This is a genomic window from Georgenia sp. M64 (assembly GCF_038049925.1).
Classification (GTDB): domain Bacteria; phylum Actinomycetota; class Actinomycetes; order Actinomycetales; family Actinomycetaceae; genus Georgenia.
Genome location: NZ_CP145809.1, coordinates 3555884 through 3572443, shown reverse-complemented (window position 1 = coordinate 3572443; position 16560 = coordinate 3555884). Strand labels below are relative to the sequence as shown.

Annotated in this window: 11 protein-coding genes; 3 read left to right on the top strand and 8 right to left on the bottom strand. The window is 72.9% G+C overall.

Annotated elements, in window-relative coordinates:
- Positions 1-23: 23 nt before the first annotated feature.
- The 3 genes from AAEM63_RS15885 to AAEM63_RS15875 are packed head-to-tail and all read right to left on the bottom strand — an operon-like array spanning position 24 to position 2904.
- Positions 24-1301 carry a TRAP transporter large permease gene (locus AAEM63_RS15885; protein ID WP_341359199.1) on the bottom strand — a complete coding sequence of 426 codons (1278 nt, stop codon included), beginning with the start codon at positions 1299-1301 and terminating at the stop codon, positions 24-26.
- A complete protein-coding gene (locus tag AAEM63_RS15880; RefSeq protein WP_341359198.1) occupies positions 1301-1849 on the bottom strand; it encodes a TRAP transporter small permease in 549 nt (182 codons plus the stop codon). The genes AAEM63_RS15885 and AAEM63_RS15880 overlap by 1 nt, the downstream gene beginning before the upstream one ends.
- Positions 1846-2904 carry a TRAP transporter substrate-binding protein gene (locus AAEM63_RS15875; protein ID WP_341359197.1) on the bottom strand — a complete coding sequence of 353 codons (1059 nt, stop codon included), beginning with the start codon at positions 2902-2904 and terminating at the stop codon, positions 1846-1848. The genes AAEM63_RS15880 and AAEM63_RS15875 overlap by 4 nt, the downstream gene beginning before the upstream one ends.
- Positions 2905-3251: 347 nt before the next feature.
- Between AAEM63_RS15875 and AAEM63_RS15870 the strand changes: the two genes are divergently transcribed.
- Genes AAEM63_RS15870 through AAEM63_RS15860 form a run of 3 tightly spaced genes read left to right on the top strand, consistent with a single transcriptional unit; the run spans position 3252 to position 7035 of the window.
- Complete coding sequence (locus AAEM63_RS15870; RefSeq protein WP_341359196.1) at positions 3252-4871, top strand: CoA-transferase; 1620 nt, start codon at positions 3252-3254, stop codon at positions 4869-4871.
- Between the two features lie 47 nt (positions 4872-4918).
- A complete protein-coding gene (locus AAEM63_RS15865; protein ID WP_341361396.1) occupies positions 4919-5755 on the top strand; it encodes an enoyl-CoA hydratase-related protein in 837 nt (278 codons plus the stop codon).
- Complete coding sequence (locus AAEM63_RS15860) at positions 5752-7035, top strand: AGE family epimerase/isomerase (RefSeq protein ID WP_341361395.1); 1284 nt, start codon at positions 5752-5754, stop codon at positions 7033-7035. Before AAEM63_RS15865 ends, AAEM63_RS15860 begins: the two co-directional genes overlap by 4 nt.
- A gap of 73 nt (positions 7036-7108) precedes the next feature.
- Here the strand turns inward: AAEM63_RS15860 and AAEM63_RS15855 are convergent, their stop codons facing one another.
- The 5 genes from AAEM63_RS15855 to AAEM63_RS15835 form a co-directional block, all read right to left on the bottom strand.
- Entirely contained in the window at positions 7109-9013 is a 1905-nt protein-coding gene (locus AAEM63_RS15855) for a S8 family serine peptidase (protein WP_341359195.1), read from the bottom strand.
- Between the two features lie 166 nt (positions 9014-9179).
- Positions 9180-11603: a DUF4127 family protein gene (locus AAEM63_RS15850; protein ID WP_341359194.1), complete on the bottom strand. Its 2424-nt coding sequence runs from the start codon at positions 11601-11603 to the stop codon at positions 9180-9182.
- Positions 11604-11653: 50 nt separating this feature from the next.
- Positions 11654-14653, bottom strand: a complete 3000-nt coding sequence (locus AAEM63_RS15845) for a glycosyl hydrolase family 28-related protein (protein ID WP_341359193.1) — start codon at positions 14651-14653, stop codon at positions 11654-11656.
- Positions 14654-14708: 55 nt separating this feature from the next.
- Entirely contained in the window at positions 14709-15644 is a 936-nt protein-coding gene (locus tag AAEM63_RS15840; RefSeq protein WP_341359192.1) for a carbohydrate ABC transporter permease, read from the bottom strand.
- Positions 15634-16560 carry a sugar ABC transporter permease gene (locus AAEM63_RS15835; protein ID WP_341359191.1) on the bottom strand — a complete coding sequence of 309 codons (927 nt, stop codon included), beginning with the start codon at positions 16558-16560 and terminating at the stop codon, positions 15634-15636. Before AAEM63_RS15835 ends, AAEM63_RS15840 begins: the two co-directional genes overlap by 11 nt.

The window sequence follows — 16560 nt, the reverse complement described above, 5'->3', positions numbered from 1 at the left end:
AGCGGGGCTTCGTCGTCGAGAGGTCAGCCGGCCAGGCCCGGGAGCCAGAGCACGACGCCCGGCACGAGGATCGCCAGGACGATCGTGAAGACGATGACCGCCGCGAACGGCAGCATCGGCCCCACGGCGCGCATGACCGGGATGCGGCCGATCTTCGACGCCAGCAGCAGGCACAGCCCGTACGGCGGCGTGATGAGCCCGAAGGCCAGCATCATGACCGCGACGACGCCGTACTGCACCGGGTCGACGCCGGCGGCGGTGACCGCCGGGGCGAGCACCGGGATCATGATCGCCATCGCGGGCAGCGCGTCGAGGAACGTGCCCAGCACCAGGAAGATCAGCCCGACCACCCACAGGATCGCCCAGCCGGGCACCCCGGCGAGGACGTCCTCGAAGAGGAACGGGATCCGGTAGAACGCCAGCAGGTAGGCGAAGACCGCGGCCGCCGCCAGGGCGAACAGCGGCAGCGCCGTGAGCAGCGCGCTCTCCCGGAAGATCCGCGGCAGGTCCCGCAGGGAGATCGTCCGGTACACCACGAGCCCGAGGAACAGCGCGTAGAGGACCGCCAGCACGGAGGCCTCGGTGGCGGTGACGAACCCGCCGACGATCCCGCCCAGGACGATGACGATCATGCCCAGGGCGAGCACCGAGTCGCGGAAGGCCTTGAGCACCTGCGAGAACGGCAGCCGTGGCTCAGCCGGGTAGTTGTTGCGCCGCGCCTCGATGTAGGCGACCAGCATCATCCCGCCGCCGATGAGGATGCCGGGGATGACGCCGCCGAGGAACATCGCGCCGATGGAGGTGTTGGTCAGCGACCCCCACACGACCATCTGGATGCTCGGCGGGATGATCGTGCCGATCACCGCGGAGGCGGCGGTGATGCCGACGGCGTAGCCCGAGCTGTAGCCGCGCCGCACCATCTGCGGGATGAGGATCGAGCCGAGGCCGGCCACATCCGCCGTCGAGGAGCCCGAGACGCCGCCGAAACCCATCGACGTGGCCACGTTGACCATGCCGAGGCCGCCGCGCACCCAGCCGACGAGGGCGTGGGCGAGCGCGAGGAGCCGGTCGGTGACCTTGGCCGCGTTCATGATCGCCCCGGCCAGGACGAAGAACGGCACCGCCAGCAGGATGAAGGAGTCCACCCCGCCGTACATCCGCTGCACGAGCAGCTCGTTGCTGAGCCGGTCGTTGGAGAGGAAGAACGGCAGGCACGCCAGGATCAGCGCGTAGGCGATCGGGACACGCAGGAGGGCGATCGCGGCGAAGAGGACGAGCAGCGAGATCGCGACGGTTGCCATCACTCACCAGCCCCTTCCACGCCGCGGACGCCCGAGGTGGAGGCGGTCTCGTCCACGAGCCGGTCGCCGAACGCCGCCACCGACTCGCCCCGGAAGGTCCGCAGGGCCAGCTCGGCGATGAAGACGAGCGTCACCGCGGCCGCGACCGGCACCGCGGAGAATGCCCACACGAGCTGGATCCCCGACGTCGTCGACGTCCGGGTCGCCCCGGTCTCGGCGAACGCCAGCCCGCCGAGGAAGATCGCCACGGCCGCGATTGTGAGGAAGGCGAGGATGACGACCTGCAGCGGCCGCGCGACCCGCGCCTCGTACCGGGCCGGCACGACGTCGATGATGAAGTGCTCGTTGCGCCGTACCGCCAGCGCTGCGCCGAGGAAGACGAGCCACTCCAGGCAGAGCCGCGCGATCTCCTCGGTCCACAGCGCCCGGGGGATGAACGGCACGTACCGGCCCATCACCTGGTAGGAGACGACGACGGTGAGGACGCCGAGGAGGAGGGTGACCGCCCCCAGGGTGAGCCGGTAGAGGCGGTCGGCGACGGTCGTCACTGCCGCAGCTCGAGGATCTGCTCGAGCATGTCCTCGGCGCCCCACTCGGCGGCGTACTGCTCCCACACCGGGCGGACCTGCTCCTCGACGCCGGAGGTGTCGACCTCGGTGATGGTCACGCCCTCCATCTCGCCGAGGGCGGCGAGCTTCTCGTCGTCGACCTGCGCCTCGAGCTCACGCTCGAAGGCGCCGGCCTCCTCGCCGGCCTCGAGGACCGCCTCGCGCAGGTCCTCGGGCAGCCGCTCGAGCGTCTGGGACCCGATGATGAGCGGGCGGATCGTGACCTCGTGGTTGGTCTGGAGGATGTGCGGCGCCGGCTCGTAGAACTTCTGGCTGTCGATGTAGACGGACTCGTTCTCCGCGCCCTCGACGACGCCGGTCTGCAGGGCGTTGTAGAGCTCGTTGTAGGCCACCACCGTGGGCTCGAGCCCGACGGCACCGAACGCGTCGGTGAGCACCTCGGAGGGCTGGACGCGGAAGAGGCGGCCCTGGATGTCGTCGAGGGACTCGGCCGGCTCGGTGAAGAACATCTGGCGGACGCCACCGCCGAAGTAGCTCATCGGGACGATGCCCGACGTCTCCTCGATCGTGGCGGCGAGCTCCTCGGCGATGGGGCCCTCGATGATCTCGTCGCGCTGCTCGCGGCTGGTGACGAGGAACGGCATCGACAGGATCGAGACCTGCGGGACGAACTCGGCGATCGAGCCGGGGGCGACGATCGCGACGTCCATGGTGCCGTTCTGCATGGCCTGGAACATGTCGGTCTCGGTGCCGAGCTCGGCGTTGGGGTGGACCTCGACGGTCACCTGGCCCTCGGTCTTCTCCTCGACCAGGCTGGCGAACTCGTCCAGGCCCTCGTCGAACGGGGTGTCGGCGGCGAGCTGGTGCCCGGCGATGAGGGTGTAGGTCTCGCCGTCGCCCGCGGGGGCGGCGGAGCCGTCACCCTCGGCCTCGCCCGAGGTGCCGCCGCAGGCGGCCAGCGGCAGGGCGAGGGAGAGGCCGGCCACGGCGGCTCCGGCTCGTGCCCGGCGGGTGGTGAGGATGGTGCTGCGCATGGTGTCTGGCCCTTCGGTCGTCGTCGACGGAATCGGGTGCGGCCTCGGTCGAGGCCTCGTGACGCATGGGCCGAGAGGCCCACACTCATGGTAGATCGGTCACGCTAATGCGGCACCTGAGATGCGTCAACTGTCGCTGAGGTCACGGTTCGGTCTCGTCCGGGTGGCGCGGGCGGGTGGGCTCGCTGGGGGCCATGTCGGAGCGCCGCGCGGCACAGAATTGGCGGAACCGCGCGGACGTCAGCGCGTCCGGCGGGCCTGGGTCGGACGAAGGGTGGGGGGCTTGCGTCCGCTGGTGGATCGATCTACAGTCCTCGCAGACATCGCCGTCCAGCTCAGGAGCACCCATGCGCACCCCCCTCGTCCTCGACCCGGACCAGGCCGCCGCCCTCGTCCGCGACGGGGCCACCGTCACGGTCTCCTCGTCCTCGGGGCTCGGCTGCCCGGACCGGGTGCTCCAGGCGCTCGGCGACCGCTTCGCCGCCACCGGGTCGCCGCGGGCGCTCACCTCGCTGCACCCGATCGCTGCCGGCGACATGTACGGCATCAAGGGTGTGGACCACATCGCCCGCCCGGGGATGCTGCGCCGCCTCTTCGCCGGGAGCCTGCCCTCTGGGCCGTCGAGGTTCGACCCGCCGCTGGTGCGCCGGCTCATCGAGTCCGGGGAGGTCGAGGCCTACAACATCCCCTCGGGCGTGATGTTCCAGATGCACCGCGCCGCCGCCGCCCGCCAGCCCGGCGTGCTCACCGACGTCGGCCGGGGCACCTACGCCGACCCGGCGCTGGGCGGGGCGCGCATGAACGCCGCCACCCCGGAGTTCGTCTCGGTGGAGCGGGTGGCCGGGGCCGAGTGGCTGTTCTACCCGGCGCTGCCCGTGGACGTGGCGATCATCCGCGCCACCACCGCCGACCCGCTGGGCAACCTCAGCTACGAGCACGAGGCCAGCCGCCTCGGTGCCCTCGACCAGGCCTACGCCGCCCACAACAACGGCGGCCTCGTCATCGCCCAGGTCGAGCGGCAGGTCGCGGAGAAGCTCCCGCCGGCGCGGGTGCACGTGCCCGGCATCCTCGTCGACGTCGTCGTCGTGGTGCCCGACCAGATGCAGACGACCCACACGCAGTACGACCCCGCACTGTCGGGGGAGGAGATGCGCTCGCTCGAGGAGATCGAGCCGCTCGCCTGGGGGCCGGAGAAGGTCATCGCCCGGCGCGCCGCCCGCGAGCTGCACCGCGACGACATCGTCAACCTCGGCTTCGGTCTGTCCGCCGGTGTGCCGCGCGTCGTGCTCGAGGCCCAGCACCAGGACGAGATGACGTGGGTGCTCGAGCAAGGACCCGTGGGCGGCTTCCCGCTCACCGACTTCGCGTTCGGCTCCGCGCTGAACCCGCACGCGATCATGCAGAGCGCCGACCAGTTCACCCTCCTCGCGGGCGGCGGGATCGACGTCTCCCTGCTGTCCTTCCTCGAGGTCTCCGCCGCCGGGGACGTCAACGTCTCCCACCTGCCGGCGCACTCGCACGTCACCGCGGGCATCGGCGGGTTCGCCGACATCACGGCCCACGCGCCGGTCATCGTCTTCTCCGGCTACTTCACCGCCGGGCGTGGACGCGAGCTGCGGGTCGGGGACGGGCGGCTGGAGATCGTGACCGACGGCCCGGTGCCGAAGTTCGTCCCCGAGGTGGCGCAGGTGTCCTTCTCCGGCCGGGCCGGGCGGGCACGTGACCAGCGGGTGGTCTACGTGACCGAACGGGCGGTGCTGGAGCTGCGGGACGAGGGGCTCACCGTCGTCGAGATCGCGCCCGGGGTGGACCTGCAGCGCGACGTCCTCGACCGGGCGGCCATCCCGCTGCTGGTGGCCGAGGACCTGCGCCTCATGGACGCCGACCTCTTCGTCGAGGACGCCCACGGCTTCGACCTCCGGGCCGCACGGCCCCGGCCCGAGCTCGAGGTCGAGGTGACCCGGTGAGCCGGCCCGGTGCGGATGGTCCGGGTGACGGGAGCGCCACGGGTGACGTGAGCGCCACGGGCGACGTGAGCGCCGCGGGTGCGACGGGCGCCGCGCACGGCCGGGGCGCGGCGGACGGTCGCGTCGTCGTCATCGGCCACGGTCCGGTCGCGACCGTCATGCTCGACCGGCCCGCCAAGCTCAACGCCCTGACCATGGCGATGCTCGACGACCTCGAGCAGGTGCTCGCCCGCATCGACGCGGACCCAGCCGTGCGCGTCGTCGTCCTCGCCTCCGCCGGGGACCGCGTGTTCTGCGCGGGCGCGGACATCAAGCACTTCATGAGGCTCGGCGCCACCGACATGTGGCGGACCTGGACCCGGCGCGGCCACCAGGTGTTCGACCGGCTCGCCGCGCTGCGCCAGCCCACGATCGCCGCCGTCGACGGCAACGCCTACGGCGGCGGGCTCGAGCTCGCCCTCGCCTGCGACCTGCGGGTCGTGGCCGACGACGCCACGGTCGGGCTGACCGAGGTGGGCCTGGGCACCGTGCCCGGCTGGGGCGGGACGTGGCGGCTGCGCGAGCTCGTCGGGCCCGCGCGGGCCAAGGAGCTCATCCTCACCGGGCGGCCGGTGGACGCGGCCCGCTGCGCGAGCTGGGGGATCGCGACGTCGCTCGCGCCGCGGGCGTCGGTGCTCGCCGCGGCGGGCGAGCTGGCCGAGGAGATCGCCTCGCGCTCCCCGGTGGCGGTGCAGATGGCCAAGCAGGCCGTCGACGCCGGCTCCGCCGGTGCCGCGATGGCGCTCGAGGGGCTCGCCGGCGCGGCCAGTGGTGGGACCGCGGACTTCACCGAGGGCGTCTCCGCGTTCACCGAGCGCCGCGACCCGACGTTCACGGGGAGCTGAGGACGATCACCGACTCCGCGGACGCGTTCCCCCTCCACGACCTCGCCGCCGAGGCCCGCCGCCTGCTGGAGTTCGGGCGGGCCGCCGCCCTGCCCGGCGGGGGGTTCGGCTGGCTCGACGTGGCCGGCCGGCCGACGCCCGGCATGCCCGCCTTCCTCTACGTCACCGGGCGGATGACGCACACGTACGCCCTCGGGCACCTGCTCGGGGTGCCCGGCGCGGCCGAGCTCGTCGACCACGGGGTGCGCTCGCTGCGAACGGTGTTCCATGACGACGCGCACGGCGGCTGGTTCACCGCCGTCGAGGCCGGCGGGCCCGCCACCGGCAGTGTCGTCGTCGACGACCGGAAGTGGTCCTACCCGCACGCGTTCGTCGTCCTCGCAGCCTCCAGCGCGCTGGTGGCCGGCCAGCCCGGGGCGGCCGAGCTCCTGGACGAGGCGCTCGCCGTCGTCGAGGAGCGGTTCTGGGACGAGGAGCTCGGCGTCGTCGTCGAGGAGTGGGACGCCTCCTTCTCGCGGTTGAGCGACTACCGCGGCGCCAACGCGAACATGCACTCGGTCGAGGCGTTCCTCGCCGCCTACGACGCGACGGGCCAGACGGTCTGGCTCGAGCGGGCGCGGCGGATCAGCGAGCGGGTCGTGGCCGTGGCCGCGGCGCACGGGTGGCGCCTGCCGGAGCACTTCGACGCCGGCTTCCGGCCGCTGCTCGAGCACAACCGCGAGCACCTGACCGACCCGTTCAAGCCCTACGGGGCCACGGTCGGGCACGGGTTCGAGTGGAGCCGGCTCCTGCTGCAGGTGGACGCGGGGGTGCGTGCGGCCGGCGGTGCGGCGTCGGTCGGGACCGGCCCGGCCGCTGTCGAGGGTGCGGCCGGCGCGGACCTGGTGGGCGCCGCCCGGGCGCTGTTCGACCGCGCGGTCGCCGACGGCTGGTCGGTGGACGGCGCCCCTGGCTTCGTCTACACGACCGACTGGTCCGGGGTGCCCGTCATTCGGCAGCGGCTGCACTGGGTGGTGTGCGAGGCGCTCGGTGCCGCCGCCGCGCTGTGGCACGCCACTGGCGAGGACCGCTACGCCGAGCACTACCGTGCGTGGTGGGAGTACGCCCAGGCTGCGTTCGTCGACCGGGTCGGCGGGTCGTGGCACCACGAGCTCGACCCGGCGAACCAGCCGGCCGCCACCATCCGCCCGGGCAAGGCCGACATCTACCACGCGACGCAGGCGATGCTGCTGCCGGGCCTACCGCTCCGGGCGTCACTGGCCGGGGCGCTCGCGGGCTGACGCACGGCCGTCGAGCACACGGGAGTGGCCTGCACGCAGGGGGAGCGGGCCGCTCCCGTGCGGCCGGGTCCGGTCAGGGGCGGTGGTAGCCGACCGTGTCCCGGCCGTCGCCGTCGAAGTCGCCCACGAGCGTGGTGTCGGAGGCGAGGCCGAGGCGGAAGGTGACCTCCGCGATGCCGCCGGTGAGGTCGTTCTTGATGAAGTACTCGTTGTCGCGCTGGACCGCGAGGGTGTCCCGGCCGTCGCCGTCCCAGTCGCCGGCGTGGACGACGTCGGTGGTGCGGCCGTACCGCAGGACGACGTCCGCGGCCCCGCCGGTGAAGTCGTTCTTGAGGTAGAACGTGTTCCCGCGGCGCACCGACGGGGTGTCGGTGCCGTTGCCGTCCCAGTCCCCGACGAGGACCTCGTCGGCCACGCGGCCGTAGCGGACCACGACGTCGGCGGCCCCGCCCGCGAAGGTGTTGGAGATGTAGAAGGTGTTGCCGCGGCGCACGGCGAAGGTGTCGGTGCCGTTGCCGTCCCAGTCGCCGACGTAGACGATGTCGCCGACGCGGCCGTAGGCCACGGCCTGGTCCGGGTCGCCCGCGGTGTTGGCGTTGCGCAGGTAGAAGGTGTTGCCGCGCCGGTAGGCGGGGGTGTCGACGTCGTCGCCGTCCCAGTCGCCCGTGTAGACGTCGATGTCCGTGGCCGTGCCGTACTCGAAGGTGGTGTGGACGGTGCCGTCGAGGGTGTCGGAGAGGAAGAACCCGCTGGTCGGCTCGGTCGGTGGGGTGACGGCGAACGTGGTGAGCAGCCGGTTCGGGGTGACCTGGCTGATGAGCGAGTCGCTGACCTGGACCGCCCCCGCCGTCGCCGAGGCCGTGAGCTGCGCGGCGAGTTCGGCGGAGGGGACGTCGCCGAAGCGGCCCTTGTACAGCGCGGCGACGCCGGCGACGTGCGGGGCGGCCATCGAGGTCCCGCTGGCGATCACCGCGTTGCCGTCGAGCGTGGCCGAGGCGATGCCGGTGCCCGGGGCGTACAGGTCGATGGCGCTGCCGTAGTTGCTGTACGAGGCCCGGCGGTCGTAGCGGTCTGTGGCCGCGACGGTGATCGCCGCCGGGGCGGACGCCGGGCTGAGGCCGGCCACGTCGACGCTCGTGTTCCCGGCGGCGACGACGACGGCGACACCGGAGTCCGACAGGCGGCTGACGGCCTGGTTGAGGGCGAGGCTGTAGGGGCCGACGAGGGAGAGGTTGGCGACGGCCGGGCGGGCGGAGGTCTGCGCGACGACGTCGAGCGCGGCGATGACGCCCGAGTAGGCGCCGTCGCCGTTCGCGTCGAGCACCCGCACGCCGGCGAGCGTGACCTCCTTGGCCACCCCGAAGAGCTCGCCGCCGATGATGCCGGCCACCTGGGTGCCGTGGCCGTTCTCGTCCTGGCCGGTGCCGCCGAACGCGTCGTAGACGTTGGTGGCCCGGCCGCCGAGGTCCCAGTGGGCGGTGTCGATGCCGGTGTCGATGACGTAGACGGTCACGCCGTCGCCGGTCTCGTCGTACCCGTAGGTGTTGTCCAGAGGCAGGGCGAGCTGGTCGATGCGGTCCAGGCCCCACAGCTCGCCCGAGGCGGGCAGCGGCTGCACGGCGGCTGCGGTGGCTGCGGTCGTGGTGGTCCCGGCCGGTGCCGTGGACTCGGGCTCGACGGCCCGGGCGACGTGGTCGACCTCGACGCCGGTGACGTGCGAGTTCTCCCGCAGCGCCCGCACCTGCCCGGCGGTGAGGTCGGCGGCGAAACCGTCGAGCACCTCGGTGTAGACGTGCTCGGGAACGACCTGCATGGCCCGGGCGATCCCGCGAGCGTCCGTGCCCTCGTCGAGGGTGACGATGTACGCCGTCGTCACCGGGGCCGCGGCGGCACTGCCGGCCGGCGCGACGGCGATCGTGGTGAGGAGCGCGGCCGTGGTGGCGGCGGCTCGGGTCCCGCGGGCGGCGCGCAGGCTCATGGGCATCTCCAAAGGGCTCGCCCACATCCTCGCGGATCACGCGCCGGTTCGGTAGGTGCTGGACCGCCGCCGCGGCGTGTCGGTACGAGAGCGCCCGGTGCGCCGCACAGGCGGCGCACCGGGCGCGGGTGGGGAAGGCCCTGATCAGGGGGGCCGGCCGGCTCCGTCAGTCGCAGAGCGTGCTGGTCCGGCAGGTCACCTCCACCTCGTACAGGCGCACCCGGCTGTCGCGGGTCCCGGTGATGTCCAGGCGCAGGGCGGTGGTCTCGACGGCGCCGAAGGTGTGCAGCGGGGCGACCTCGGTGTTGCCGACGACGGTGCTGACCACCTGCCACTCGCCGTCCACCAGGGCCGAGATCGTGTAGTCGTTCAGCAGGTATCCGTTGTACTGGTACAGGCCCACCGAGTCCACGGGCTCGGGCCGGGCGAAGGTGACCTCGAGCCAGTGCGCGGGGGCGGGGTCGGTGATCCACCGGCTGGCGACGGAGGCGGTGTTGCCGTCGATGACCCGCTCGGGGGCGTACTGGTTCCACCACCCCGACGCCTCGACCGAGCCGCCCGAGCTCGCGAGGGCGACGTTGCGCCACACGGCCACGACCGTCGTCGCGGCGGTGACGCTCGTGCCGTCGGCGGCGGTGACCACGACCTCGACGGTCGCGGGTGCCTCGGGGGCGAGCGGCGCCGTCGTCACCGCGAGGTCGACGTCGGCCACCTCGAAGGCGTCGAGGGTGAGCGTCGCCGGCGCCGGCGCGGTCCACCCCTGCGGGGCGCTGACAGCGACGGTCACCTCCGCGGGGGCGGCGGTGTCGTTGCGCAGCACCGCGGCGAGGCCGAGCTCGACCGCCGCCTCCGGGCGGATCTCGGTGGACCAGGGGAGCAGGGCCACCGAGACCGGTGCGGCCGGTGCACGGTCCTCGAGGGTGATCTCGGGGAAGACGTCGAGCTCCTGGTAGCGCGGCCAGCCCAGGTGCAGGCCCAGGGCGTCGAGCGAGGCCACGACGGCGGTGTGCTCGGTGCGGCCGTCGCTGCCCAGGCGCATCGGCACCCCGGCGAACTCCTCGGCGAAGAGCTCCCGCGCCAGGGGCTCGGTGCGCTCGACAGCGAGGGCGTTGGCACTCTCGAACGACGTCGTCATGTACTGCGGGTCGTCGCCCGCGGCGACGGCGAGGTCCCGCACGTCCGTGCGCACGTGGTTGCGGTAGAGGTCGGTGTGGACGAGCTCCTCGAACAGCAGGCGCTGGTGGGCCGCGGCCGCCCGGGTGAGCAGCGCCTCGCGGGCGGCGAGCACGGGCGCGCCGTTGGTGTCGGCGTCGCCGGCGAGCAGCGGTGCCTGCCGGCTCGCCTCGAGCAGCGCGGCGCGCACCACGGACTGCGACAGGGAGATGCCCACGTTCCAGCCCGACCAGCCGCCGAGCTCGGCCAGGTCGATGCGCGGGGCGAGGAGGTTTCGCAGCTCGGGGTCGACGACACCGGCGACGGCGTCGTCCCCGACGGCGACGAGCCGGCCCCGGGCCACGGCCTCGTGGACGCCGTCGACGAACGGCTCGAGCGACCCGGCGCCGGAGGTGTTCGCCATGAGGAGGACGTCGGCGTCGGACGCGTCGGAGCGCTGGGCGCCGAGGGTGGTGATGTACTCGTCCACCAGCTCGCCGTAGGGGATGTCCTGGTAGGGCGCCACCCATTCGTCGCCAGCGGTGCGGGACCACTGAACGTCGACGGTGGGGGAGACGCCGAGACGCTCGACCACGTGCTTGGCGGTGAGGAGCGCGCCGAGGACGTCGGCGCCGGGGTAGATCTTCACGCGGTCGCCCACGCCGAGCTCGGCGACGAGCGCGGCGAGCGCCTCCTTCTCCGCGCGGTGCGGGCCGAACTCGCTGGCGTCGTCCTGGCCGAGCACGAGGAAGTCGATCGTGCCGGCGGCCGCCGCCCGGACCATGTCCTGGTTGACCTCGTGGTTGCGGGCCCGGGCGCAGAGGTAGTCGTCCTTGATCTCCTGCGGGATCTCGGCGGCGACCTCCTCGTAGGCGGCGCGGAGGTCCTCGCGGCCGAGGTTCTCCACCTGGTCCATGAGCTCGGCCCAGCGGCGCACCGGGCCGGAGTACATCCCCGGGTAGCCGCTGGTGGGCTCGATGGTGAGGCGCTGGATGACGTCGAAGGCGTACACCGGGTGCTCGGGGTCGGCGGCCTTGACGTCCTCGAGGACCTCGAGGCGCTCGCGGGCCGTCGTCAGGTCGGTGGCGCACGTGCGCGAGGCGACGAGGCCGCCGTAGGCGATCATCGGCAGGGCGACCACCGAGGCGTCGGCCTCGGCGGCGGTCTCGGACCACCACTGGCCGACGGCGTCGGCCTGGCCGTAGGTGAAGAACTCCCCGAGGAGCTCGGTCTCCGGGGTCAGGGCCGTGTGGCCGCCGGCGGCGGCGATCTCGACCGGGGTGACGGCCGGGAAGGGCCGGTCGTCGAGCGGGACGACGGCGACGTCGCCGAGGGACGGCGGCGGTCCGGCGTGGTCGGGAGCGGCGGCGGCCGGCAGGGCCGTCAGGGCCGAGGCGGCCAGGGCCGCGGCGGCGGTCAGGGACAGGGCGGAGCGCATGGGTGTGCCTCTCGTCGAGCGGGCTGGCGTCGGGCTGGCGTCGGGCTCGGTCAGCGGGTGCCGTAGACCTCCGTCTCGAAGACGCGGGCGAGGCCGTCGGTGGGGCTCGGTCGGGTGAAACGCACGCGGACCTGGGAGACGCCGTCGGCGTCGTCGAGGCGGATCGTGGCCGGGCTGGCCGTGTTGCCGGTGAGCCGGCCGATCGGCCGCCACGTGTCCCCGACCAGGCCGTCGACCTCGACGGAGTCCACCCGCAGCGCGGTGGATCCGGTGACGCCGCTGTACAGGACGAGTCGGAAGAGGTCGGCCGGTGCCCCGAGGTCGATGGTGAGGGTGGGCGCGGGGTCGCCGCTGCCGGAGATCCACCGCCCGCCCGTGGTGAGGCCGTCCACCGCGTTCATCGCGACGTTGGTGGACAGGACCGAGCTCGCGGTGACCGGTGCGCCGAGGGCGAGGTTCTCCCCGCCCACCCGGACGGCCAGCGGGACCTCGATCTCGGTGGTACCGCCGCCGCCACTCACGGTGAGGGTGAGGGTGACGACGTGGTCGGTGCCGAGTGCGGCGTCCTCCGCCGCGGTGACGGAGACGGGCAGCGCGAGGGTCTCACCGCCACCGACGACGGTGGGCGCGGACGGGACCGTGACCTCGAGGGCGTCGGGCGCCTCGGCGGTCACGGCGACGACGTCCAGGGGTGCGGGCTCGGCGTTGGTGAGCTCGACGCCGACCTCCGCCGTGTCCCCGGGGAGGAGCTGGACCGGGGCCGCGGCGACCGAGACGCCGGTGCTGGTGGCCTCCCGGCCGGGGGCGTCCACCGCCAGGTAGGCCACCTCCAGCTCGGGGACCTCCCGGCTGGTCTCGACGTCGCGGATGGTCGCGCCCCACCGGGTGTTCCCGACGTTGGTGGGCCGGTAGCCGCGGGTGCCGCGCACGACGACGTCGCTGGAGTCCCGCACGCCGATCGCGTAGGGGTACGGGCCGAGGACGGTGGCCACCCGGAAGAGGACGGTGTTGGCCAGGAGGACGTCCCGGACGCCGTCGAGCTCGACCGCCTGGGACTCCCAGCCGTAGATGTGGTCCTCGGTCTGCAGGGCGTGGAGCTCCCAGTTCGCGACGTCGCGCAGGACCACCTCGCGGTGGCGGTGGTGCTCGACGGAGATCTCGTAGACGCGGCCGCGCACGGCGGTGTCCTCCACGAGGAAGCCGTTCTCGGCGTAGCCGGCGACGGCCCAGAGGTTGAGGAAGGTCCCGCCGCCGCCGTCGACCCAGAAGTTGTACGTGTAGTCGCCGCGGTGGTCGTACCCGGGGTCGCCGAGGGCGGGATCGCCGGGCGCCGTCTCCTCCGGGGCCCACTTGACGAACTGGGTGGTGACGTCGGAGAGGTGGCTCTGCTCGCCGGAGCGCCAGCGCACGTGCACCGAGCCGGGGTTCGTCTCGGCGGTGTCGAGACCGAGGCCGCTGACGACGTTGCGCCCGCCGAGCGGGGTCTCGACGAGGGCGCGCGGCGCGTCGGGGTCTGCGAACGCCGGGGACTCGTCCTCGATGGTGAGCCAGGTCTGGCGGGGGTGCAGGCCGATGAGGTCGTTCTGCGGGCGAAGGATCAGGGTGTCCGACAGGACGTAGCTGCCCATGGGGACGTAGACGGTGTCGTGCTCGGCGAGCGCCTGCTGGAAGATGGCGTGGTCGTCCGTGCCGGCGCCGATGGTGACGCCGCGCTCGGCCGCGTACTCCGCGACGTTCACCCAGGTGCCGCTGTCGGGCGGCAGCGGCATGTCGGTGGTGAGGAGCGGCTCGAGGGCCTGCGGCGCCTGGGCCTGCGCGTCGAGGAGCACCTCGTCGCTGCGCCGCTCGTCGTCGCCGAGCGCGTCCTCGACCCGCAGGCCGAGGGTGGCCTCACGCACGAGGTAGGACGCCTCGGGCAGCGTCCACGTGCGGGCGCTGGGCATCGTGCGCAGCAGCGGGCCGGAGTCGACGACGCCGCTGCTGACCACGTTGAGCTGGTTCTGGCCGCGGACGAGCTCGGGCTCCTCCGGCGCGGGGACGGACTCGGAGTCGTTGAGGGTGATGACCGGGCCGGTGACCCGCTCGAACACCGAGTCCTGCACGTACAGGCGCTGGGTCTGCCCCGGGGTGGCCTCGATCGCCCGCGGCATGTCGGTGAAGCGGTTGCGGATGATGCTGAGCTTGGCGTCGGTGTGCAGGAGGATCGCGGCCTCGGACTGGCCGGTGAAGGTGGAGTCGACGATCGTCGTCTGCCAGCCGGGGGAGGCCGCGAACGCGAGGAGTCCGTACCGGCCGCCGGTGACGTTGACCCGCTGGAGGAGGTTGGCGTTGTGGTCGACGGCGGCGTGGCCGTCGCCCATGTCGATGTCGACGTCCTGCAGGAGGAACATCTGCGCCCCGCCGAAGCGCACGCCGACCGCTCCGGGGTTGCCCTCCTCGACGGTGATGTCGACGTTGACGAGGCCGGTGGCGAAGGTGTCGTTGTTGCCGAACGTGACCGGTCCGCCCTCGACGAAGGGTCGGCGCACCGCCGCGAAGACGAACTCCGGCTCGCCGGCGTATGCGGGCGTGCCGGGGGTGACGACGAACTCGGGCCGGGTCTGCCCGAAGCCGATGAGCCGGACGCTCGCGCGCACGTCGATGCGGTCGGTGACCCGGTAGGTGCCCTCGGGCACGAAGACCAGGCCGCCGCCGTCGCCGACGTCGAGGCCGCGGGCGCCGCCGACGATGTTGCCGAGCCAGTTCTCCCCGCCGCGGCGCGACGCCTCGTCGATGGCCGCCTGGATGACGGCGGTGTCGTCGCCGACGCCGTCGCCGTGGACGGGGAACTCCGCGCTGCCGAGCACGACCGCGGTGGGGTCCTGCGGCATGACGGGGTACGTGGATGCGCCGTCGGGCGCGGTGGTGGGCAGGGTGGCGGGCGCGGCCGGCGCGGTTGACGGCGCCGGCGCGGCCGTCGCGGCGGACGCCGGCAGCGCCGTCGCCGCGGCCACCAGTGCGGCGGTGAGAAGGACGCCGATGCGGCCTCGGAGCGAACCTGGGGTTGTCATAACCTCACCTCGTTGTGGGTCGGGCGGATCTCAGGTCACGCGCAGAAGGGCGGTATCACCCCTTGAGGCCGGTCTGGGCGAGGCCCTGGATGAAGTGGCGCTGCGCGACGACGAACACCACGAGCACCGGGATGACCGTGAGGGTCGTCGCGGCGAGCTGGACGTTCCAGATGGGCCCGCCGTAGGCGTCGACGTACTGGGTCAGGGCCTGGGGGAGGGTGAAGTTCTCCCGGCTCGAGAGGTACACGATCGGCTCGAGGTACATGTTCCAGGACTTGAGGAACGTGAAGATCGCGACCGCGGCGATCGCCGGGCGGGCCAGCGGGAAGGCGATGCGCCAGAAGATGCCCCACCGGCTCAGGCCGTCCATCCGGCCGGCCTCCTCCAGCTCGTGCGGCAGGCCCAGGAAGAACTGCCGCATGATGAACGTGGCCAGGACGCTCGGCGCCCCGAGGATGGGGATGACGACGAGCGGCCAGTGCGTGTCGATGAGGCCGAGCGAGTTCACCATCCGGAACAGCGGGACGATCGTCACCTCGGTGGGGATGAGCAGCCCGACGAGCACGAGGATGAACAGGAGGTTCGCCCCCGGGAACTGGATCCGGGCGAAGGCGTACCCGGCGAGCGAGGCCACGAGGATCGTCCCGATCGTGACGACGGCCGCGATGTAGAGGGAGTTCCAGTACTGCTGCGCGAACGGCTGCAGCGCGAAGACCTGGACGTACGGCTCGAGCGACGGCGTGGCCGGCCAGACGGTCGGCGGGACGCGGAGGATCTCGCTCGTCGTCTTCATGCTCGACGTGGCCATCCACCACGTCGGGAAGAGGAACGGCACGGAGAGCACCGCCATGACGGCCACGAGGACCCACCGGCCGGGCCGGCGCGGCCGGCGTCGCCGGGCCTGCACGGACCCGTCGTGGTCGGTCGCCGGGGCGGGCGGCGGCGGGGAGGCCGCGGGCCGCTCGGGGGCGACGGTCTGGTCAGACTTCATGGAACACCCACCGCTTTCGGGTCTGCCACTGCAGCAGCGTCAGGGCGAGGACGATCGCGAACAGCAGCACCGCGATCGCGCTGGCGTAGCCGAACTCGTTGAACTCGAACGCCTGCCGGTAGAGGTAGTAGACGAGCACGGTCGTCGAGTTCCCCGGGCCGCCCTGGGTGAGGACGTCGATGAGGGCGAAGGTCTCCAGCGACCCGACGATGGTGAGGATGGAGACGAGCAGGATCGTCGGGCTGATCATCGGCATTGTGATCGAGACGAACCGCCGCCACGGGCCGGCGCCGTCGAGCGTGGCCGCCTCCTGGATCTCCTCGGGCACCGACTGCAGGGCCGAGAGGAACAGGATCATGTTGAGGCCGACGTTCTTGAACACCTGGACGACGACGACGGCGACCATCGCCGTGACGTTGCCGCGCAGCCAGTTGGGGCCGTCGATGCCGATCGCGCCGAGGGCGGAGTTGATGCCTCCGTCGACCTGCAGGAGGAACCCCCACACGATCGTCCACGCCACGAGCGAGACGACCACGGGGGAGAAGAAGGCGACCCGGAAGAACGTGGTGCCCGGCAGGCGCTGGTTGAGCAGCACGGCGAGCCCGAGCGCCAGGGAGATGTTGAGCACGACGAGGCCGAGGGAGAACCAGCCGCTCGCGGCGAGCGAGGCGTGCAGGGACTTGTCGGCGAGCATGCGCTCGTAGTTCGCGGCACCTTCGAAGGTGAAGGTGGCCGCGAGGACGTTCCACTCGTGGAGGCTGTACCAGACCACCGCCACGAGGGGCGTGATGACGAAGGCGAGCGAGCCGAGGACCGCGGGGCTGACGAAGAGCAGCCCGGTGGCGGCGTCTCGGCGCCGCCAGGCGGACCGGCGCTGACGCCGGTCCGCCCGGAGGCCGGTGGCCAGGACCGCCAT